Origin of the sequence: Peribacillus sp. YIM B13477 (assembly GCF_042787955.1) — a bacterium.
GTDB lineage: Bacteria > Bacillota > Bacilli > Bacillales > DSM-1321 > Peribacillus > Peribacillus frigoritolerans.
In genome coordinates, this window is record NZ_JBHZPD010000001.1 from 28,737 (window position 1) to 50,363 (window position 21,627).

A 21,627-nucleotide genomic window follows, 5' to 3' on the forward strand; every position below is an offset into this window, starting at 1 on the left:
TTATTACCGTTTGACCATTACCGTAATTGTCGTTGAAATGTGATTATAAATAACGGTAATGGAGTGGTTTAAATGAAAACAGTTGGATACATACGAGTAAATAGTGAAGGGCAAAACATTGCACGTCAAAAGAAGTCCTTGAAAGAAGCGGGTTGTACAGACTTTTTTATTGAGAAGATAAGCGATGCTTCAATGGATCGTCCAGAACTTCAAAGAATGTTAGAGGAACTTGAAGAAGGAGATATAGTCATCATTCATGAAATTAGTCGCTTATCTCGTTCAACAAAAGACTTATTAACAATCGTTGAAATGATTCAAAGAAAAGGAGCGGGACTAAGGCCAATTACAGATAAGTGGCTAGACCTCTCTGACGATAATCCTATGAGTGAGCTTCTATTTACTATTTTTTTCAGGATTGGCACAGTTTGAACGGAAAATGATAAAGCAACGCCAAAAGGAAGGTATTGAGATTGCGAAAAGTGAAGGGAAGTTTAAAGGGCGAAAAACAAAGTTAGTTGAAGGTGGAAAAGAGGAACAAAGAATGAAGGCAATCATTGAAGCTTATAAACAAGGTAAGTCTATAAATGATATTCGTACTACCTTTAAGGTAGGAACAGGCACAATTTACAGATTGTTGGAGAGGGAAGGAATTAAGTAAGAAAGAAGGACTTTTGTGTCTTTTGTGCTATGGGGGTACATATCACCAAATGGAGAGAAGAATTGGTTGAATTAGTTGGTAACTCTATCATCCCCGCAATCATTAATATTTTTTAATTAATAAATATGTATTGAAATCTTTAATTCAATTGATTATAATAAAAAAATGAAATGACGGTCTAAGTTCGAAAAGTGACCGTTATACTGAACTGAAGAAAAACAGCGATACGTCTCAGTAGCTCAGCTGGATAGAGCAACGCCCTTCTAAGGCGTCGGTCGGGAGTTCGAATCTCTCCTGGGACACTAACTTAAAAAGCCAAAACCTTCTAAAGGTTTTGGCTTTTTTACTTTTTTTGGGTGTTTGCTAACGAGGGTCATTTTTAACCATGAAATTTTTTATTTCATATTTATCGCAGGTGGATGACCATTTGTGTCGAACTTGTAATAAATAAGGAGATGTTTAAATGAATAAAGATAGATTATTCAAGTTCATTCAAACTTCCACTCGGGGCAATTTCTTCTCAGTCGAAATAACCGAAGATGGAACAGAAGTGGTCCAATTAGCCAAAGAGTTAGAAAAAGAAGGAAGAATCAAGTTGAGGGAATGTAAACGAAAAGAAAAAGGTGTTTATCTGGAAGGAATACTTAAGTTTGTACCTAGCTAATACTTAATGAGCTCTGCGAAGGATTTTTATAAAGGATTTCATAAAACATCCTTCGCTACAAAATGGGAATCGGAGACCGAACAGTGAGGTAAAGGGTTAAAAAAATTCATGAACGGTCGAATATTGTGTGGTTTAGGTCGATAAACTGCTCAGGTCTTTATGGTCTTAACTGTAATCCTCACTGGATTTAAGAAATTTGCACAGCGCTACTGCCGAATAACTGGCAGCCGAGACACCAAAAGTGCTTGCTTTGATGCGATTTGGCAGACAGTCAGCGGAAAGGGAGCGGATTTCTGAAATCAACTCCAACTTTCTCAAATAAAAAACTGTAGGCAAAAAGATTTCTATCTGAATTTTTAAGGGTGTGCGAGACTCCTGCGGGAATAGCGAGTCCAAGGGAGACCCACAGGCGTAAGTGCGCCGAGGGCGGACCGCCCGCGGAAAGCGAGTGATTGGAGGCAACGTTCAATTTGTACAGGCTAAAAAAACTGTAGGTAAAATCGACTTAGATAGAATTTTGTCTACAGTTTGAGGCATCCATACTTGGATGTCTTTTTTTCGATATCAAATTCTATTTATGGTTCGGAGATTTTTTTAATGATTTCACGGTTTTTGATTATTGCCGTATTCAATTTTTCGACGGGTGAACTTTTTTCATCAGCTTCACTCAGCTGCATCGATTGTTTTTGTATAAGTGATTCAATCGTGAGACCTTGAATTTTTCGGATACATGTTGTGATGCCTTGTGCAAATCGGTGTTATGGATCGATGTAATCGCCTCGTTTTCCTCTTTCGATAAGATATCCTCCTCTAAAGCTTATTCACGTTTATAAAGCATATTATTGGGGAAATTCCGCTTATTACTCTTGATACTATATCGGCATAGTGCCATGGAAACCGTAAAATGGAAGGTGAAAACCCTTGTCAGCTTTATGTTATGAAGCCCCTCTGACTAACAAGGCCATAATTTGCTGGAGTTATAAAAAACAGAAAAAACATTGACATAATACAAACAAATCAATAATATGTTTATTATATTATAAACTTTATAGGGAAGTGTTTGTTTAATGAAGGACGCGGAAATGTTTTGGAGCGCATCTCAGGATGAGCTTAAACAAGGGTACATCGAAGGTGAGAATCAATATGTTTGTTTGCTGTGTGGAAATGCAGTTGAAAAGGGGATAGTATACCCGAAAGATGGAGTTCTTTATGAAGCGAAGAGGTATATGCGCATTCATATTGAACATGCACACAGCTCGGTTTTTGAATACTTGATTGATCTCGATAAAAAACTTACAGGTCTCACCGACCATCAAAACCGTCTCCTTCGCCTTTTTTACCAAGGGAAAAATGATGCTGAGGTTCAGGAGGAAATGGGAATTGGCAGTCCTTCCACGATTCGGAACCATCGTTTTGTGTTGAAAGAGAAAGAGCGTCAGGCAAAGTTGTTTTTAGCCCTGATGGAACTATTGAAAGATAAAGATGAACACGCGCCGGCATTTATCCCGCTTCATCAAAAAGCAAGGATGGTCGATGATCGTTATAACGTTACTGAGGATGAAAAGGTGACTGTACTGAAAAAATACTTCCCTAAAGGCAGTCAGGATGCATTAAAGTCTTTTCCGCCAAAGGAAAAACAAAGGCTGATCATTCTCCAAGAAATTATGAACCGTTTTGAAAATGAGCGGAAATACGAAGAAAAGGAAATCAATCAAATATTGGGTGCGATTTATCATGATCATGTTCTTTTGAGAAGATACTTAATAGAATATGGATTCTTGGATAGAAAGCCTGATGGGAGCCAATATTGGCTGAAGAAATGATGACTGGGGGCAAGAAAGATGGATCGTAAAAAAGAATTGAAGCAATTATATAAAGAAACGAAGGTTGAAGCAGGGGTATACCAAATCAGAAATACGGTAAATAATAAAGTCTTTATCGGAAGCACCAGGAATTTAAAGACGTTGAAGGGGAAACAATTTGAATTGGAAGTCGGGACAAACACCAATAAAGTCCTGCAAAGTGAGTGGAACCAATATGGGAAAGATGCTTTTTCTTTTGAGGTACTGGAGGTATTGAAGCCAAAAGAAACAGGATTTTTTGATGCTAAACGGGAATTGAAAAAACTTGAAGAAAAGTGGATGGAAAAAATACAGCCTTACGAAGAACGGGGATACAATGGAATGAAACCCGCTGACTTGTAATTGGCCTTTAGGGATTCTCCTTGATTCCCGGCTCCCGATTTACCTTTGATGCATTTCATTCTTATTTCTTTATGAAAAATAAGGTATTATGGAAGCAGATGGTAATATACTTTAGTGTTTATGATTAGGGGGTGCTGGGATGGAAAATGGAGATGGATATCTACGGGCGAAAAAAAGGGTTGAAAACCTTAAGGCATTCTACATTCATCTAATGGTGTATGTATTGGTGAATGTCATGTTGATTGCAATTAACCTTTTGACGGATCCTGGTTATTGGTGGTTCCTTTATCCCCTCGGTGGGTGGGGGATTGGTGTTCTGATACATGGAATTACCATTCTTGCACAAGGAAACTTCGGGTCAGAGTGGGAAGAAAGAAAAATAAAAGAATATATGGAAAAGGATAAAAAGAACGGCTGAATTTGGGCGTGTTCAAAACAGGGGGTCATTTATGGCTCTTTTTTTGTGGGAAAAAATAATCGGTGGATCTCACTTGTTGTAAGTTTTTAAATGGTTTAAGCTAGTAATGAGGGACCTGTCTATGAAAAAGGGGAAACCCGTGGAGGACCTTCACTAAATAATAATTAATCTTAGGAGTTGCGAATGAAAAAAATAGGATGGACCATAACGGGAATAGGGGCAATCATGGCGCTGGGGGCCTTGCTTTATCCTTTGAATGTTATTGATAAAACTCTATGTATATATTTATTGCTCGGCGGTGCAGGGCTAATGTTTGCCGGGTCGATGTTCAGGGCCTTTTCGCTCCTGAAAAGATGACTGATGTTACCATTTGATAAAAACCCTCGATTAAGGTGATGACATGGAGAAAAACCAATTGAAATACGCCCAGCAGCATCTGGCTAATGAACGCACCTTCTTGGCATGGATAAGAACGGTGATTGCAATAGTGGGAGTTGGCTTTCTTGCGACAAGCCTGCATTTTACGATTGGTGTGCATCGGGATGCCCGGATTGACTTGATCAGCATCGTGCTGGGGATGTTTGCGTGTGCATTGGGACTTGTGATTACCGTTCTGGCGACAATCGGTTATCTTCAGAAGAAACGGCAAATCAATGAAGGGACGTTCCGGTCTTCAAGTGCGCACGTAATTCTAATCGCTGTCTTTATGGTCATATTGTTATCGATGATCATTTTATATTTTGTTTTCATTTAAAACTGTCCTAACCTGATTAGGGCGGTTTTTTTAGTTTCTGCTATTATATACTTATTCTTACATCGATACGGAAAGATTTCTTCCATTAATTTAATGCCATCAAAAAACGAAAGCTTGAAAAACACTGTATTTCAGGTTATGAAAGAATCATTCAGAATTAGACTAATTCGAAGAAAACGAGTTTGTTGTAATGTTATGGCTGTTACAATTTGGGCGTGGATTTCCGATCCAGACACTCGCTTTCCACGGGCGGCCCAGGTGAGCCTGCGGAGTCTCGCACTTTCGTTATGAATGCATTTTTGTGCACGTTAAACATGGTGAAATTTGAAACCGGAAGGGTATATAAGCGTAGGGAAAAGAACGATCAAGTTTTGTCTTTTGCCTCCTTTTAAAATATAAACCATCATCGGTTTGTAAATAAACTTCACATGGGTAATTCCTAACTTTATAATCCTTGAAAGTACTTGCTTTATTCAATTTCAATCACGTTTTAAATATTTGTTTAATTTCCTTTTTGTGAGATATGATAAAGAGGAATTAAAAGGAGGTCATCGTGATGGTGGATATCAAAAAAGGTGAAAGTTCTTTTTTTGTCGAAGAATCTGGTGAGAAACTAGCGGAAATTACATTCTTTAAATCAGGTGATGATGAGATCACGGTCGATCATACCGTTGTTTCTGACAAGCTTCGCGGGCAAAAGGTAGGAAATGCCCTTGTTGAAAAGATCATAGGATTCGCAAGGGAGGAAAACCTGAAAATTGTTCCGGTATGTTCGTTCGTTCAAAAACAATTTGAAAAAAATGCAGAATACGAGGATGTATTGGCTAAATGAACCGGAGGGCTGACTTAGGGGATGATTAATATCACCTATGTTCAGCCCTTTTTCATTTTTCAGATAATCTTTACACCCCCAATAAAATAATGGTAAAGCCTTTCCTCCTGCAGTTATGTTCGCATTTAATATAGGGGAGGTGCTAGGATGGCCATCAAATTACAAACCCTATTGAATCATGCAAAGGAAAATATGGGAAGCGGTATGAACCCGGTCGTGAACGAAACGATACTCGAAGTGGTGAAATTAGCTTATGAAGCGGGGATATTTGTTCAAATAACGGCTGGTTATCGAAGTTTCCGAGAACAACATGAACTGTATGAACGAGGCAGAACCAATAAATCCAAGCCAATCGTGACTTATGCCAGAGGGGGGCAATCCTTGCATAACTATGGCCTTGCAGTCGATTTTGTCATCCTTAGTGATGACGGCAAGCGGGCACTGTGGACAGAGGGAGAGAAGTGGACAAGGGTGGCAGCCATAGCAAAATCCCTGGGATTTGTTTGGGGAGGGGATTTTGAATTGTTCCGTGATTTTCCGCACCTTGGAATGTCAGGCGGTTTATCAACGAGAGATCTTCAAAAGGGATGGCGGCCGAATCTTATATCACGAGTGGCGTCCGCAATCAGTGAAAATGAGGCTGAAAGGGAAAATGGATGATTCTTTTTTTAGGGATCCGATACTTGTGACTGACATCATGTGGATGATGCGTGACATTAATCATTTAATTGGGATATCCGATGTTTTTAAAAATTAAAAATTGAAAAAACTTTTTTTATAAAATGTGGCCATGATAGGTATGTAAGCGGATACAACAAATCTTTCAATTTAGAATTATCAAAAAATTTAAAAAAACCTGTTGACTACTACCTGAAATACACGTAAGATAATCACAAATACAAGACATCAAACATAAGCGTTTCGAAAAATATGAATAATGCGAAAAGCATTGAAGAGGATAAGTAGTCTTTTAAAAAGGCAGTCACAGAGAGCCGGGTAGCTGAGAGCCGGTATTGTCCCAAAAGATGAACTCACCTTGGAGTTTCAGCTTGAACGTCTGACTAGTAGAGCTGAACGGGTGCGTACCAGTACCCGTTACCAAAACAGAGAATAGTGTAGTCTATTCAAAGTGCGCATGGAGTTTCATGCGAAAAAGGGTGGTACCGTGGAGTGGCTCATCAAGCCTTTTCACCCCTTTAACTTGCCGAGTGCAAGTACATTTGGGGTGAAAAGGCTTTTTTGTATGCTTAAAAAGCTGAAAATTCTGAATTTTGAGAAATCATTCAATTAGGAAAGCGAAGGAGGTTTTTTACGAAATGACACAAAAGTCAGTTGTTGCTGATCGGAAAAGTGGAAAGACACATTATAGTGGTGCCGAATTTCTGTTGGAAGCGTTGAAAAAGGAAAATGTTGATGTAATCTTTGGTTATCCAGGAGGTTCTGTATTGCCGATTTATGACAAACTATACAGTTCAGAACTTTTTCATATTTTGACAAGGCACGAACAAGGTGCGATTCATGCAGCGGAAGGATACGCCAGGATTACCGGCAAGCCGGGGGTGGTCATCGTCACATCCGGTCCAGGGGCAACGAACATCGTCACTGGTTTGGCCGATGCAATGATCGACTCTTTACCGCTAGTTGTAATTTCAGGTCAGGTAGCTACCAGTGTAATCGGCTCGGATGCTTTCCAGGAAGCGGATGTACTGGGGATTACTACCCCGATCACAAAACATAACTATCAGGTAAGGAAGCCGGAAGACCTTCCGCGCATCATTAAAGAAGCGTTTTATATCGCTTCCAGCGGCCGGCCCGGTCCAGTATTGATCGATATACCTAAGGACATGGCCATTTTGGAAGGTGTATCGACGGATGAGGAGCCAGAAATGAATCTCCCTGGCTATCAGCCGACGACCAAGCCGAATTACTTACAGATCAGAAAGCTTGTTGAAGCCGTAAGCGGGGCGAAAAGACCGGTCATTCTTGCAGGGGCAGGTGTCCTGCATGCAAAGGCCTCCCATCTATTAAAGGAGTATGTCGAGCAGCAAGGCATCCCCGTCGTCCACACTTTATTGGGACTTGGGGGCTTTCCGGCGGATCATCCACTCTTTATCGGTATGGGTGGTATGCATGGCTGCTATGCAGCAAACATGGCGTTAGCGAAATGTGATCTATTAATCAATATCGGTGCAAGGTTCGATGATCGATTGACTGGGAATCTAGCGAAATTCGCACAGCACGCAACGGTTGCCCATATCGATATTGATCCAGCCGAAATCGGTAAAAATGTTCCGACAAAAATTCCAGTTGTCGGAAGTGCTAAAGAAGCACTCTCGGAATTGATTGCGCAAAATGGCAAGAAACCGGAAATTGATGAATGGACAACACAGCTTACTGCATGGAATGAAGAGTTCCCATTGCGCTATACCCATGAAGAAGGCGTATTGAAACCTCAGCGGGTCATCCAGATGCTTCATGAAAAAACGAATGGGGAGGCCATTGTTACGACCGATGTTGGACAGCATCAAATGTGGGCAGCACAATACTATCCATTTAACAAACCGAATTCATGGGTCACTTCCGGTGGATTGGGGACGATGGGCTTTGGCTTACCTTCGGCTCTCGGAGCGCAGCTGGCGAATCCGAAAGCGACGGTGCTTTCCATATCGGGGGATGGTGGATTCCAGATGTGCCTGCAGGAACTCTCGGTCATTGCCGAAATGAATCTGCCAATCAAAATCATCATCGTCAATAACGGTGCACTAGGGATGGTAAGACAGTGGCAGGAACTCTTTCATGATAACCGTTTTTCACACAGTATTTTTCAATCGCATCCGGATTTCGTGAAATTGGCCGATGCCTATGGAATTCCGGGATATAAGGTGACGACGGAGGAAGAAGCAAGCAACTGCCTGGATGTAGCGTTAAAGACTGATGGTCCAGTGTTGATTGATTTCCGGGTCAAACAAAACGAAAATGTCTTTCCGATGGTAGCACAAGGAAAAGGGCTAGATGAAATGGAAGGAGTTTAATCAATGAAGGGAATTCTTAGCCTCACCGTGAATAACCGGCCAGGCGTCCTTAATCGGATTACGAACCTGTTCACGAAAAGAAATTATAACATTGAAGGCATGACTGTCGGACCTTCCGAACAGGATGGCATTTCAAGGATGACCTTTGTGGTTGATGTCGATGACGAAACTGTCATTGAACAGATCACCAAGCAGCTGAATAAGCAGATCGATGTTTTGAAAGTATATGATATTACGAATCAATCGATTGTGGCGAGGGAACTTGCACTCATTAAAATATTGGTGACTACACAAACCCGAGCCGAGATTTATTCAGTCATCGAACCCTTCCGAGCTTCAGTTATTGATGTCAGTAAAGATAGCGTGACCGTCCAAATCACAGGAGAATCGGATAAAATCGAAGCTTTCATTGAACTGATCAAGCCATATGGCATCAAGGAATTGGCAAGGACAGGGACTGCCGCCATCCCGCGTGGAATGCAAATTGCACACGCTAAGAGTGCGACAATCGTATAAAACAAAAACAAAAACAAAAACAAAAACAAAAACAAAAACAATGATGAAAAGGGAGATGTAATTATTATGGCAAAAGTATATTATAACGCAGAGGCAAACGAGAATTTCTTCAACAATAAAAAGGTAGCGGTCATCGGATATGGTTCACAAGGACACGCACACGCTCAAAACCTACGTGACAGCGGTGTAGATGTAATCATCGGAATCAGGAAAGGTAAATCCTTCGATAAAGCGGTGGAAGACGGCTTTAATGTTTTCACAGTGAAGGAAGCAGCTGAACAGGCAGACGTGATCATGAACCTATTACCGGATGAAACTCAGCCGAAAGTATATCAAGAAGAAATCAAACCGGTATTGCGTGCAGGTCAAGCGTTAATGTTCGCACACGGATTCAACGTACATTTCAATCAAATCGTTCCTCCGGCAGACGTAGATGTTTTATTAGTCGCTCCAAAAGGTCCGGGACATCTTGTTCGCCGTACATATGAACAAGGGGCAGGGGTGCCGGCATTGTTCGCCATCTATCAAAATGTTACGGGTGAAGCAAGAGAATTGGCACTTGCGTACGCTCGGGGAATCGGTTCTTTAAGAGCTGGCGGTTTGGAAACCACTTTCCAGGAAGAAACGGAAACGGATCTATTTGGAGAGCAAGCTGTACTTTGCGGCGGATTGACTGCCCTTGTGAAAGCTGGATTCGAAACCTTGACAGAAGCTGGATATCAACCGGAAGTAGCATATTTCGAGTGTTTGCATGAACTTAAGTTAATCATCGACCTTATGTATGAAGGCGGTATGGAAAACATGCGCTATTCCATCTCTGACACAGCTCAATGGGGAGATTTCGTTTCTGGACCACGCGTTGTGACGGAAACTACGAAAGAGGCAATGAAAGCGATCTTGAAAGACATCCAAGACGGTGAGTTCGCTAAAGGATGGATCTTGGAAAACCAAGCGAATCGTCCAGTCTTCAATGCGATCAATAATCGTGAAAACCAACATCAAATCGAAGTGGTTGGCCGTGAATTAAGAAAAATGATGCCATTCGTAAAACCTCAACAAAAAGAGAAAGAAGTGGTAGCCGTTGCGAAAAATTAATATATTTGAAACCACACTTCGTGATGGGGAGCAATCCGCAGGTGTAAATTTGAATTTTACCGAAAAACTTGAAATTGCTTATCAGCTTGAAAGATTGGGTGTTGATATTATCGAAGCCGGTTTTCCGGCAGCATCCAAAGGGGATTTCAACTCCGTACAGGAAATCGCACGCAAAATCAAAAACAGCTCTGTCACAGGGCTGGCGCGTGCTGTAAAAGGAGATATCGATGCAGCTTGGGATTCATTAAGGGGCGGCGCAGAACCAAGATTGCATACGTTCATCGCCACTTCGCCCATTCATCGTGAATATAAGTTGAAAATGTCTAAGCAGCAAGTGATTGAAAGGTCGGTTGAAATGGTTAAGTACGGAGCAGCGCGTTTTCCGATCGTACAATGGTCTGCAGAAGATGCAAGCCGCACGGAACTTGACTATTTGGCTGAAATCGTTGAAGCGGTCATTCAGGCTGGTGCCAAGGTCATTAACATCCCGGATACAGTAGGGTATGCAGCTCCAATCGAATATGGCAACATTTTCAGATACCTTCGTGAACATGTTCCTTCTATTGAAAAAGTTAGTTTATCTGCACACTGTCATGACGATCTTGGAATGGCGACGGCCAATTCATTGGCGGCCATCGAAGGCGGGGCTACGCAAGTCGAAGGCACAATCAACGGAATTGGTGAACGTGCCGGAAACGTGGCACTTGAAGAAGTGGCCATGGCACTTTACATCCGTAAAGATTTCTATCAAGCGGAAACGGGTCTTGTATTGAATGAAATTAAAAGGACCAGTGATTTGGTCAGCCGCCTTACGGGAATGCAAGTTCCTGCTAATAAAGCCATTATTGGTGCCAATGCTTACGCACATGAATCAGGCATTCACCAGGATGGCGTGTTAAAAGAAAAAACGACATATGAAATCATATCACCTGAACTCGTCGGGGTTTCGTCCAATTCACTCGTTTTAGGAAAGCATTCAGGACGCCATGCTTTCAAAGAAAGATTACAAGAGTTGAATTTTACGGTAACGGATGAGGAAATGAACTCATTATTCGTCCAGTTCAAGGAATTGGCCGATAATAAAAAGACCATGACTGATGAAGATATCGTTGCGCTGGTACTTGAAGAGAAAGCGACGGATATCAGTTTCTATGACATGATTTCCTTACAGATTTCACATGGCACCCATCAGACGGCGACTGCAACGGTCACACTGAAAAAAGGCGATAATGAAGAGATTCAGGAAGCGGCTACAGGTGCAGGAAGTGTAGAAGCCCTATATAACACGCTAGAAAGATGTTTGGGCAAAGAGATCAATTTGCTGGACTATCGAATTCAATCGGTGGGCGGCGGAATGGATGCCCTCGCACAAGTTTTTGTGAAAATTGATTATAACGGTGTGGAAACAAGCGGCAGGGGTCTTGATCAGGACGTCTTGGAAGCATCCGCCAAAGCGTATTTGAACGCTGTTAACCGTGTGATCATCATGAAGGAACTGGAAGAAAAAGCAGTATTACAATAGGAAGGGGAGATTTCGATGAAAAGGAATATTGCGGTGCTTCAAGGAGATGGCATCGGGAAAGAAGTAACAAGAGGCGCTGTAGAAATCCTCGAAGCCGTTGCCCAAAGATATGGACACGATTTTGAATTTCAATATGGTGAGATTGGCGGAGGGGCCATCGATAGCACAGGTTCACCCCTGCCGGATGAAACAGTGGAGATTTGTAAAAACAGCGATGCGGTATTATTAGGGGCCGTTGGAGGACCTAAGTGGGATGACCAGCCTGCGCACCTAAGACCGGAACGAGGTTTGTTGAAAATCCGAAAAGATTTGAATCTTTATGCTAACATCCGTCCAATCAGCTATTATTCCAGCTTGTCGGAATCTTCTCCTCTTAAGAAGGAATTCATTGAAGATGTGGATTTCGTGATTGTCAGGGAACTAACTGGCGGCCTTTATTTCGGAAAGCCAAGTGAGCGCGTTGAAAAAGAAGGGAAAGAAGCGGTCGTCGATACACTTTTCTATCAGAAAAGCGAAATGAAGCGCATCATCGAACTTGCTTTTTCATTAGCATCGGAGCGCAAGAAAAAAGTAACTTCCGTGGATAAAGCGAATGTTCTTGAATCCAGCAGGATGTGGCGTGAGACGGCTGAAGAAATTGCCAAGGACTATCCGGATGTAATCCTTGAACATATGCTTGTTGATAATGCAGCCATGCAATTGATCAAAAACCCGAAACAATTTGATATTATCGTGACGGAGAATATGTTCGGTGATATTTTAAGCGATGAAGCGTCGGTATTGACTGGCTCGCTTGGAATGCTTCCTTCCGCCTCCATATCAACTAATGGTCCTAATCTATATGAACCGATTCATGGCTCTGCCCCGGATATCGCAGGCAAAAACCTGGCTAATCCGATTGGGACGATTTTATCGGCGGCTTCCATGCTGCGTCTATCCTTTGGTTTGGAAGATGAGGCGAAAGCAGTTGAACAGGCGGTGGAATCGGTCCTTGAATATGGCTTGAGAACAGGCGATATCGCAAATGGCCAACCGACAATTACGTCTACCTCAGAGATGATTGCAGAAATAAAAGCAAACCTTTTAGACCAGGAAGCCATTTCCAACATCATGGGAGCTTATGCATAAACTTCTTTCACGGCCTAACATTAGGCCGTGTTTTTTAAAAAAAATACAAGATTGATCGAGGTGGGATAGTGATGGGTAAGTCGATAATAGAGAAAATATGGGATCGCCATATTGTAAATGAAGAGGAGAATAAACCGGATTTAATTTATATAGACCTTCAATATATTCATGAAGTGACCTCTCCGCAAGCATTTGAAGGATTGAGATTAAAAGGACGGAAAGTCAGGAGACCCGATCGTACTTTCGCGACAATGGATCATAATGTGCCAACCGTTAATCGCTATTTCATCGAGGATGATATTGCGAGGAAACAACTAGAGGCGCTTGAGCAAAACTGTAAGGAGTTCGGTATCCGTCTTGCTGATTTAGACAGTCCGGATCAAGGTATCGTTCACGTTATCGGGCCTGAATTAGGGCTTACACAGCCAGGGATGACGATTGTCTGCGGAGACAGTCATACTTCCACGCATGGTGCGTTTGGCTCGATTGCATTTGGAATCGGTACGAGTGAGGTCGAGCATGTTTTGGCCACACAAACCCTATGGCAAACAAAACCCAAAACATTGAAGCTTGAGGTTAATGGCAAGCTTGGTCATGGCGTGATGGCGAAAGATGTCATTTTATATGTAATTTCCAAATTCGGCGTCGATTTCGGTACGGGACATATCATTGAGTATTGCGGGGAAGTTTTCCGGGATATGTCAATGGAAGAAAGGATGACGGTCTGCAATATGTCGATTGAAGGCGGGGCAAGAGCAGGGCTGGTAGCTCCTGATGAAACAACGTTCTCTTATTTGAAAGGCCGTAAATATTTGCCTAAAGGAGAAGAGTTCGAGCAATGTGTTCAGGACTGGAAGTCACTTTCCAGTGATGAGGATGCTGTTTATGACCAAGAAATCATTCTTGATGGCAGCCTGATTTCACCAATGGTCAGCTGGGGGACAAATCCTGGAATGGCTAGTGGCGTGGACGGAAAAGTACCTACCTTCGCAGAAGATATCATGGATCCTAAGGAACTGAATCGAGCCATTGAGTATATGGGCCTTGAGGAAGGGATGCCGATCACGGAAATTCCCGTACAACATGTATTCATAGGATCGTGTACCAATTCACGCATTGAGGACTTAAGGCAAGCCGCAGGAATGATCGATGGCCAAACTGTTCAAAAAGGGGTTCGGGCGATGGTCGTTCCCGGTTCACAAAGCGTCAAAAGGCAAGCGGAGGATGAAGGGTTGGATGAAATTTTCAAATCTGCAGGCTTCGAATGGCGCGAATCGGGCTGCAGCATGTGCCTGAGCATGAACCCTGACGTGGTTCCGGCCGGCGAGCATTGTGCCTCCACAAGCAATCGGAACTTCGAAGGCAGGCAAGGAGCTGGAGCAAGAACACACCTGGTTAGTCCGGCTATGGCTGCCGCGGCCGCCATTCATGGGAAATTTGTCGATATTAGGAATTTGAAAAGAACTGAACAAGTCCAATAAGGATACGAATTAACCGGAGGTGCAGAAAATGGAACCCATTACTATATATAAAGGAAGAGCGGCGGCACTTGACCGTAAAAACGTGGATACGGACCAAATCATTCCAAAGCAATTTTTAAAAAGGATTGAGCGCAGCGGATTTGGCGAATTTTTATTCTATAACTGGCGTTTTGATGAAAATGGGAAGAAACGTCCTGATTTTGAATTGAATCAGCCCCATAATCAAAACACGTCCATATTAATAGCAGGTGAAAATTTTGGCTGCGGTTCGTCCCGTGAGCATGCCCCTTGGTCTTTGAAAGACTACGGGTTCGATATCATCATCGCTCCGTCTTATGCTGATATCTTTAAAAGTAATTGCATGAAAAATGGCATGGTCCCCATCGCTTTGACCCAGACTGAAGTAAACTATTTAATGGAGAGAGTGTCGGCACCTGATTATGAGCTGACTATCGACCTTCCCAATCAGACATTGAAAGATGGTCAAGGGTTTGAAACGAGCTTTGAAATTCATCCATATTGGAAGGAAATGCTCGTCAAAGGCTGGGATGAAATTTCGATAACGCTTCAATATGATAAAGAGATTTCTGCCTATGAATCTCAAAAAAAGGCTGTATCGAGTATATAATAGAAAAAATCATTTCCCGTTATCCTTTCTTATTTGAAAGGATACGGGATTTTTTTTATCGGGGAAAGAAGGTATCCGCCCATATAAATTTTTGTGTTTCCAGCTATTACATGCTAAACTGTTTCTCAAAAAGCGAACGGTGAGGCGGAAAATAGGATGGATGATGAGAACAACCAAAAGAAGGTCGGAGAAACAAAGATTATCGCCTTTCCAAATCTCGGTGAGAGGCTGATTGTAAAAGGGCTGGATGAGCTTGGTAACAGAAACTTTAAAGCGGCTGCGCAGCTTTTCAGCCAAGCCAGGGAGTATGAGCCCGAAAATGATGAAGTTTGCATGGGACTGGTGGTCTCACTAGTTGAACTTGAGTATTATCAGGAGGCAAAAGAGTTGTGTATAGAGATGCTGAATAAAGGCATCGGCGACTATTTTCAACTGATCAATATTTATTTGATGGTACTGCTGCAATTAGGCGAGCATCAGGAAATGGTCACGACGATCGAACTGCTATTTGAAGAAAGCCAAATTCCCTTTGATAAAGAGGAACATTTCGAAAAGATGCTTCAGTTCAGTAAAAGGGCCCTTGAGGATAAAAAAGAAGAGAAAGAAAGGCAAAATCAACAGCTTTCAGAGGAAATGCAGGAGGATGAACTTTTTGAAGGGAAAACGGATAATGAAATGCTTATGGTCATTTCAAAACTCACGAATATCAATATTCGACCATTTATCCCTCAAATCGAAGAATTTCTACAAAAAGATGAGGGACATCCTTTCTTCAAAACGATGCTCCTTAACATCCTTATCGACCAGGAGTATAACGAGGAAATGACGGTGAGGAAATTCAATCAATCGAAGTCGGTCATCCCAAGGGAATTGAAAAGTTTGAAGGAGACGGACTTCTATAAGATGGTGACCGGACTGGCCGAAGAGGAAATCAGTCAGGATAATCCGAGCTTATATGAAATGGTCCATAGTTTGATTGAACGTCATTCCTTTTTATTGTTTCCTTTTGAACCAGGACCTGAAAGCTTGCCTGCATGGGCAGCTGCCTACCATGCCTTGGCGGAAGAGTACATGACCGGGGAAGTTTCCGTGAGGGACTTAGCGGATCTTTACGAGGCAGATGAGGAAAGCGTTGCGGATATTCTTTCCTATATAAAAGAAATTGAAGAAATTTCTTATCCTATTATTTAAGCTATTGCTGTTGTAACAGATTAATCCTGTGGTATAATGTAGTGGTTGTAATGTATAATTCGTCTAATTTTGACGATTTCCCCATTATTTTGGGGGTATATTTGAAGGATGACTTGTTAACACTTGCAAAGCATAATCATCCAATGCTTATTATTGAAGTATATAGATTTTTGGAGGGAAACACATGTCTGTAAAATGGGAAAAACAAGAAGGTAATCAAGGCGTACTAACAATTGAAGTTGACGCTGCAAAAGTAAACGAAGGTTTAGACGCAGCTTTCAAAAAAGTAGTGAAACAAGTAAATGTACCTGGCTTCCGTAAAGGTAAAATGCCACGTCAAATGTTCGAAAAAAAATTCGGCGTAGAATCACTTTACCAAGATGCGCTTGATATCATTCTTCCAGATGCTTACGCAAATGCTGTCGAAGAAGCTGGAATTCAGCCTGTAGATCGTCCAGAAATCGACATCGAGAAAATGGAAAAAGGCGAAAACCTGATCTTCACTGCAACTGTAACAGTTAAGCCTGAAGTTAAATTGGGAGATTACAAAGGTGTTGAAGTTGAAAAATTCAATACTGAAGTAACTGACGAAGATGTTGAAAACGAATTGAAAACTTTACAAGAACGTCAAGCTGAACTTGTCGTTAAAGAAGAAGGACAAGTCGCTGAAGGTGATACGGTTGTTCTTGACTTTGAAGGATTCGTTGACGGTGAAGCATTCGAAGGCGGAGCTTCAGAAAACCATTCATTGGAAATCGGTTCAAACTCTTTCATTCCAGGATTCGAAGAGCAACTTGTCGGTCTTGAAACTGGCGCTGAAAAAGATATCGAAGTTACATTCCCTGAAGAATACCACGCTGCTGAACTTGCAGGTAAACCAGCAGTATTCAAAGTGAAAATTCACGAAATCAAAACGAAACAACTTCCTGAGTTGGATGATGAGTTCGCGAAAGATGTCGACGACGAAGTGGAAACTTTGGCTGAACTTAAAGAAAAAACAAAACATAAATTAGAGCATGATAAAAAACATGAAGAAGAAAACTTCATCCAAAACACTGTAATTGGTAAAGCTGTTGAAGGTGCAGAAATCGACGTTCCTGAAGCAATGATTTCAAACGAAGTTGACCGCATGATGAATGAGTTCTCTCAACGCATCCAATCTCAAGGTCTTAATTTGGAACTTTACTACCAATTCTCAGGTCAAGACGAAGAAGCTTTAAAAGCGCAAATGAAAGAAGAAGCTGAAGGACAAGTTCGTACGAGCCTTACTCTTGAAGCAATCGCAGAAGTTGAAAAACTTGAAGCGACTGACGAAGATGTAGAAGCTGAACTTGCACAAATGGCTACTATGTACAATATGGAAGTTGACGCGATCAAACAAGCTCTTGGAAACTTAGAAGGAATCAAAGGCGATCTTAAAATTAAGAAAGCAATTGACTTCTTGGTAGAAAACAGCAAAACAGTTGACGCAAAATAATTTTTATAAATAAGTAGATTTAAATATTTCCTTTAAAAAAACAAGGCGCGAGTAATCGTGCCTTGTTTTATACATATTGAGAATTAGTGTAAATTTAAAATATCGGTTAATTCCTGATTGATTTTTTTTGGATTTCGGTGTAGATTAGTTCTAATACCGCATATACATATTTATACAGCAAATCCTGCTTTTAAAAATCCGAAGTTTTGGGCATGCTGGTAAAGGGCAAATACATATTGATTGATTATTGTACTTATTTAACAACTCGGACCGTGAGCATTTTTGTTACTAAACTTCCAAGAACATGATAAAATGCAAAACATACTAGGGATTTTGGAATGTTTAAGCAGATGTGTGCCTAGTTTTTTTCTTTACGATTAGGTACCGCTATGTAATAGAGTTGGAAGAGTATTTAAAGGGGTGAACGTACATGTTTAAATTTAATGATGAAAAAGGACAGTTAAAATGTTCTTTTTGCGGTAAAACACAAGAACAAGTCCGTAAACTGGTTGCTGGTCCAGGTGTCTATATTTGTGACGAGTGTATAGAACTTTGTACGGAGATCGTCGAGGAAGAGCTGGGAACTGATGAAGAAGTAGAATTCAGAGATGTTCCTAAACCTATGGAAATCCGCGAAATTCTTGACGAATATGTGATTGGACAAGAACAGGCAAAGAAATCTTTGGCTGTAGCTGTTTATAACCATTATAAACGTATCAATTCCAATAGCAAAGTCGACGATGTTGAGCTTTCTAAAAGTAACATCGCCCTAATCGGACCGACGGGAAGCGGGAAAACCCTTCTTGCGCAAACATTGGCACGTTTACTCAATGTTCCTTTTGCCATTGCTGATGCCACTTCCTTGACGGAAGCTGGATATGTTGGGGAAGATGTTGAAAACATCCTTCTCAAATTAATCCAAGCAGCGGATTATGATGTGGAAAAAGCGGAAAAAGGCATCATTTATATTGATGAAATCGATAAAGTTGCCCGTAAATCGGAAAATCCTTCCATTACACGTGACGTGTCTGGTGAAGGTGTGCAACAAGCTTTATTGAAAATTCTTGAAGGAACGGTTGCAAGCGTTCCGCCTCAAGGTGGACGTAAACATCCACATCAGGAATTCATCCAAATCGATACGACCAATATTTTGTTCATCTGCGGCGGTGCCTTTGACGGCATCGAACCGATCATCAAACGCCGTCTTGGGCAAAAAGTCATTGGTTTTGGCTCTGACGTGAAAAAGGATGATATTGCAGAAAAAGAATTGCTTTCCAAAGTCCTTCCTGAAGACTTGCTTCGTTTCGGATTAATTCCGGAATTCATCGGACGTCTTCCGGTAATTGCGACTCTTGAGCAATTGGATGAAGCGGCTTTGATTGAAATCCTTACACAGCCGAAAAATGCCCTTGTTAAACAATATCAAAAATTACTTGAGCTTGATGATGTTGAATTGGAATTCGAACAGGAAGCGCTAAGTGAAATTGCTAAAAAGGCAATTGAACGCAAAACTGGTGCACGTGGTCTGCGCTCCATCATCGAAGGCATCATCCTTGAAGTGATGTTCGATCTACCTTCACGTGATGATGTTGCAAAATGTGTAATCACAGGCAGCACGATTTCGAAAAATGAATCTCCGAAGCTCGTCCTTAAAGACGGTACAACCATAAAAGGACAAGAAAAGAAAACATCTGCTTGATTTATAAGGAAAAGAAAGACTGCCAGTTAATGCTGGCAGTCTTTTTGTTTTTGGCTCTTTTCGTAAAGATTGTTGTTTTTAAAACGAAACTATTTTAGGTTGATTGGAGCGGAAGTGCGAGACTCCTGCGGGAGCTGCGGGACAGGTGAGACCCCACAGGCGTTTACGCCGAGGAAGCTCACCGCCCGCCCCGCGGAAAGCGAGCACCTGGAGGGGAAATCAACCACACTGCACTACTTCGTAAATAGCAACAAAGTATGCGAAAACAGCCTTGTTTTTAGACCAAAGTTGATTGTAACGGAAGGTACGAGACTCCTGCGGGAATACGCGTCCGAGGGAGACCCCGCAGGCGCAGACCGCCCGCGGAAAGCGAGTGCCTGCAGTGGAAATCAACGTTAAAACCTCAAAACAGTAGGGTAAAACCAGATAATTTCGAGTTGTTTACAGTCTGAGACTGCCAGTTCATCCTGGCAGTCTTTTTCTTTTCCCTTTTTTCTAAATTGTTGTATTTAGGATAAAAACGCCAATTTTTCAACACGAATTTCTTGGATAATTTCGCCCTTCCAAAGGAGATACTAACAGAAATGACAAACTAGGAGAGTGCAGGAGGGAATAAGATGAATTGGACAGGATTGGCGTTGTTTATCCAGCTGTTTTTTGGGATTATTATTGGATTGTATTTTTTGAACTTATTGAAAGGCCAGCGGACACAAAAAGTTTCCATTGACCGTGATTCACGTAAGGAGATGGACCAATTACGGAAGATGAGATCGATTTCGTTAACAGAACCATTGGCAGAAAAAGTTAGACCAAGCACATTTAATGAAATCATCGGTCAAGAAGATGGGATTAAATCTTTAAAAGCTGCTTTATGTGGGCCGAATCCCCAGCATGTGATAATTTACGGTCCTCCTGGGGTAGGGAAAACGGCAGCTGCCAGACTTGTTTTGGAAGAGGCGAAGAAAAATGGCAAGTCCCCTTTTAAGAATTCGGCCGTTTTTGTTGAATTGGACGCCACCACAGCCAGGTTCGATGAACGAGGGATTGCCGATCCGCTCATCGGTTCTGTGCACGATCCAATCTACCAAGGAGCCGGGGCAATGGGACAGGCAGGAATTCCGCAGCCAAAGCAGGGTGCAGTCAGCAATGCACATGGAGGCGTACTGTTCATAGATGAAATAGGGGAGCTTCATCCGATACAGATGAATAAACTTTTAAAGGTATTGGAAGATCGTAAGGTTTTTCTGGAAAGTGCCTATTATCAAGAGGAAAATCAAAATATTCCCACTCACATCCATGATATTTTTAAAAATGGACTGCCGGCTGACTTTCGGTTGATTGGTGCTACAACAAGAACGCCAAATGAAATCGCGCCTGCGATACGTTCAAGATGCATAGAAGTGTTTTTCCGTGAACTGGACCGGGAAGAAATAATCGCCGTGGCTAAGAATGCCTCAGATAAAGTGGGGATCACCATCAGTGATAAAGGCTTGGAATCGATTTCGGATTATGCCCGAAATGGCAGGGAAGCTGTCAACATGATTCAGACTCTTGCAGGAATCTCAATTAATGAAAACAGGACTTTCATCAGGGAAGAAGATATAGATTGGATGGCCCATAGCAGCCAGCTGACCCAAAGAATGGACAGGAAAATAGAATCGAAATCCAAAATAGGCCTTGTCAACGGTCTTGCAGTCTATGGTCCAAACAGCGGGGCATTGCTGGAAATAGAGGTTACGGTAATGGCTGCCTCTGATGAAAAAGGTTCGATAAACATTACCGGTATCGTTGAGGAAGAAAGTATCGGCGGCGGGAGTGGCAAATCGGTTCGACGCAAGAGCATGGCGAAAGGTTCGATTGAAAATGTCATTACGGTATTACGTTCGATGGGAGTGCCTGCCAATCAATTCGATATCCATGTGAACTTTCCGGGCGGAAGTCCAGTGGATGGCCCTTCTGCAGGAATTGCAATGGCCACAGGCATATACTCGGCCATATATAAAATCCCTGTTGACCACACTGTGGCGATGACTGGGGAAATAAGCATTCATGCCGGCGTTAAACCGATCGGCGGTGTCATTCCGAAAATCAAGGCGGCTAAACTTGCCGGGGCAAAAAAGGTAATCATCCCAGCCGAAAACATGCAGCCGCTTCTATCTGAAATCAAGGATATAGAGATCATTCCTGTTTCGAATGTGAAAGAAGTGCTGGATCAGGCACTGAAGAAAGAATTGATGTCGGAACAAATCCTCACAACCTTGGACCTATCAAAAAAAGAAAGTGTATAAAGGACATGCCCCGGCTAAAAATAGAACCGGGGCATTTTAA

The 21,627-nt window shown here is 42.0% G+C and carries 21 protein-coding genes, 1 tRNA gene and 1 other annotated feature; all 22 genes read left to right on the forward strand.

The window, feature by feature from the left end:
- Positions 1–72 precede the first annotated feature (72 nt).
- The 22 genes from ACFX4H_RS00155 to lonB all read left to right on the forward strand — a co-directional run bounded on the left by ACFX4H_RS00155 (position 73) and on the right by lonB (position 21,587).
- Positions 73–429, forward strand: a complete 357-nt coding sequence (locus ACFX4H_RS00155; protein ID WP_237752075.1) for a recombinase family protein — start codon at positions 73–75, stop codon at positions 427–429.
- 7 nt (positions 430–436) lie between these two features.
- On the forward strand, positions 437–658 hold the full coding sequence (locus tag ACFX4H_RS00160; protein WP_237752074.1) for a hypothetical protein: 222 nt from the start codon (positions 437–439) through the stop codon (positions 656–658).
- Between the two features lie 228 nt (positions 659–886).
- Positions 887–960: transfer RNA gene (locus tag ACFX4H_RS00165), tRNA-Arg, on the forward strand.
- Positions 961–1,121: 161 nt separating this feature from the next.
- Complete coding sequence (locus ACFX4H_RS00170) at positions 1,122–1,322, forward strand: hypothetical protein (protein ID WP_034308956.1); 201 nt, start codon at positions 1,122–1,124, stop codon at positions 1,320–1,322.
- A 1,067-nt stretch (positions 1,323–2,389) separates the two neighbouring features.
- The gene (locus tag ACFX4H_RS00175; RefSeq protein ID WP_063590486.1) at positions 2,390–3,145 is read left to right on the forward strand and encodes a DUF2087 domain-containing protein; all 756 of its coding nucleotides are present in this window, start codon (positions 2,390–2,392) and stop codon (positions 3,143–3,145) included.
- 18 nt (positions 3,146–3,163) lie between these two features.
- Positions 3,164–3,526, forward strand: a complete 363-nt coding sequence (locus ACFX4H_RS00180; protein WP_034308954.1) for a GIY-YIG nuclease family protein — start codon at positions 3,164–3,166, stop codon at positions 3,524–3,526.
- A gap of 139 nt (positions 3,527–3,665) precedes the next feature.
- On the forward strand, positions 3,666–3,944 hold the full coding sequence (locus tag ACFX4H_RS00185) for a 2TM domain-containing protein (protein ID WP_034308952.1): 279 nt from the start codon (positions 3,666–3,668) through the stop codon (positions 3,942–3,944).
- 183 nt (positions 3,945–4,127) lie between these two features.
- Entirely contained in the window at positions 4,128–4,301 is a 174-nt protein-coding gene (locus ACFX4H_RS00190) for a hypothetical protein (RefSeq protein WP_164468799.1), read from the forward strand.
- 43 nt (positions 4,302–4,344) lie between these two features.
- A complete protein-coding gene (locus ACFX4H_RS00195) occupies positions 4,345–4,698 on the forward strand; it encodes a YidH family protein (RefSeq protein ID WP_063590487.1) in 354 nt (117 codons plus the stop codon).
- A gap of 556 nt (positions 4,699–5,254) precedes the next feature.
- A complete protein-coding gene (locus tag ACFX4H_RS00200) occupies positions 5,255–5,530 on the forward strand; it encodes a GNAT family N-acetyltransferase (RefSeq protein ID WP_053535861.1) in 276 nt (91 codons plus the stop codon).
- Between the two features lie 147 nt (positions 5,531–5,677).
- Entirely contained in the window at positions 5,678–6,190 is a 513-nt protein-coding gene (locus tag ACFX4H_RS00205) for a M15 family metallopeptidase (RefSeq protein WP_063575543.1), read from the forward strand.
- Positions 6,191–6,470: 280 nt separating this feature from the next.
- Positions 6,471–6,729 (forward strand) — a binding site (T-box leader).
- A gap of 117 nt (positions 6,730–6,846) precedes the next feature.
- On the forward strand, positions 6,847–8,562 hold the full coding sequence (gene ilvB, locus ACFX4H_RS00210) for an acetolactate synthase large subunit (protein WP_034308944.1): 1,716 nt from the start codon (positions 6,847–6,849) through the stop codon (positions 8,560–8,562).
- A gap of 3 nt (positions 8,563–8,565) precedes the next feature.
- On the forward strand, positions 8,566–9,078 hold the full coding sequence (ilvN, locus tag ACFX4H_RS00215; RefSeq protein WP_034308941.1) for an acetolactate synthase small subunit: 513 nt from the start codon (positions 8,566–8,568) through the stop codon (positions 9,076–9,078).
- A 66-nt stretch (positions 9,079–9,144) separates the two neighbouring features.
- Entirely contained in the window at positions 9,145–10,173 is a 1,029-nt protein-coding gene (ilvC, locus tag ACFX4H_RS00220; RefSeq protein ID WP_063590489.1) for a ketol-acid reductoisomerase, read from the forward strand.
- On the forward strand, positions 10,160–11,695 hold the full coding sequence (locus ACFX4H_RS00225; protein WP_034308937.1) for a 2-isopropylmalate synthase: 1,536 nt from the start codon (positions 10,160–10,162) through the stop codon (positions 11,693–11,695). Before ilvC ends, ACFX4H_RS00225 begins: the two co-directional genes overlap by 14 nt.
- A 15-nt stretch (positions 11,696–11,710) precedes the next feature.
- The gene (gene leuB / locus ACFX4H_RS00230) at positions 11,711–12,823 is read left to right on the forward strand and encodes a 3-isopropylmalate dehydrogenase (RefSeq protein ID WP_283866154.1); all 1,113 of its coding nucleotides are present in this window, start codon (positions 11,711–11,713) and stop codon (positions 12,821–12,823) included.
- A gap of 71 nt (positions 12,824–12,894) precedes the next feature.
- Positions 12,895–14,304, forward strand: a complete 1,410-nt coding sequence (gene leuC, locus ACFX4H_RS00235; RefSeq protein ID WP_095390711.1) for a 3-isopropylmalate dehydratase large subunit — start codon at positions 12,895–12,897, stop codon at positions 14,302–14,304.
- A 28-nt stretch (positions 14,305–14,332) separates the two neighbouring features.
- Positions 14,333–14,932, forward strand: coding sequence for a 3-isopropylmalate dehydratase small subunit (gene leuD, locus ACFX4H_RS00240; RefSeq protein WP_241634785.1), 600 nt, complete (start codon positions 14,333–14,335; stop codon positions 14,930–14,932).
- A 156-nt stretch (positions 14,933–15,088) separates the two neighbouring features.
- On the forward strand, positions 15,089–16,123 hold the full coding sequence (locus ACFX4H_RS00245) for a tetratricopeptide repeat protein (RefSeq protein ID WP_377433399.1): 1,035 nt from the start codon (positions 15,089–15,091) through the stop codon (positions 16,121–16,123).
- Between the two features lie 184 nt (positions 16,124–16,307).
- Entirely contained in the window at positions 16,308–17,600 is a 1,293-nt protein-coding gene (gene tig / locus ACFX4H_RS00250; protein ID WP_034308928.1) for a trigger factor, read from the forward strand.
- A gap of 430 nt (positions 17,601–18,030) precedes the next feature.
- Positions 18,031–19,299 (forward strand): ATP-dependent protease ATP-binding subunit ClpX, encoded by a 1,269-nt coding sequence (gene clpX, locus ACFX4H_RS00255; protein ID WP_034308926.1) that lies wholly within the window; start codon positions 18,031–18,033, stop codon positions 19,297–19,299.
- 617 nt (positions 19,300–19,916) lie between these two features.
- A complete protein-coding gene (gene lonB / locus ACFX4H_RS00260) occupies positions 19,917–21,587 on the forward strand; it encodes an ATP-dependent protease LonB (RefSeq protein WP_034308923.1) in 1,671 nt (556 codons plus the stop codon).
- Positions 21,588–21,627 lie beyond the last annotated feature (40 nt).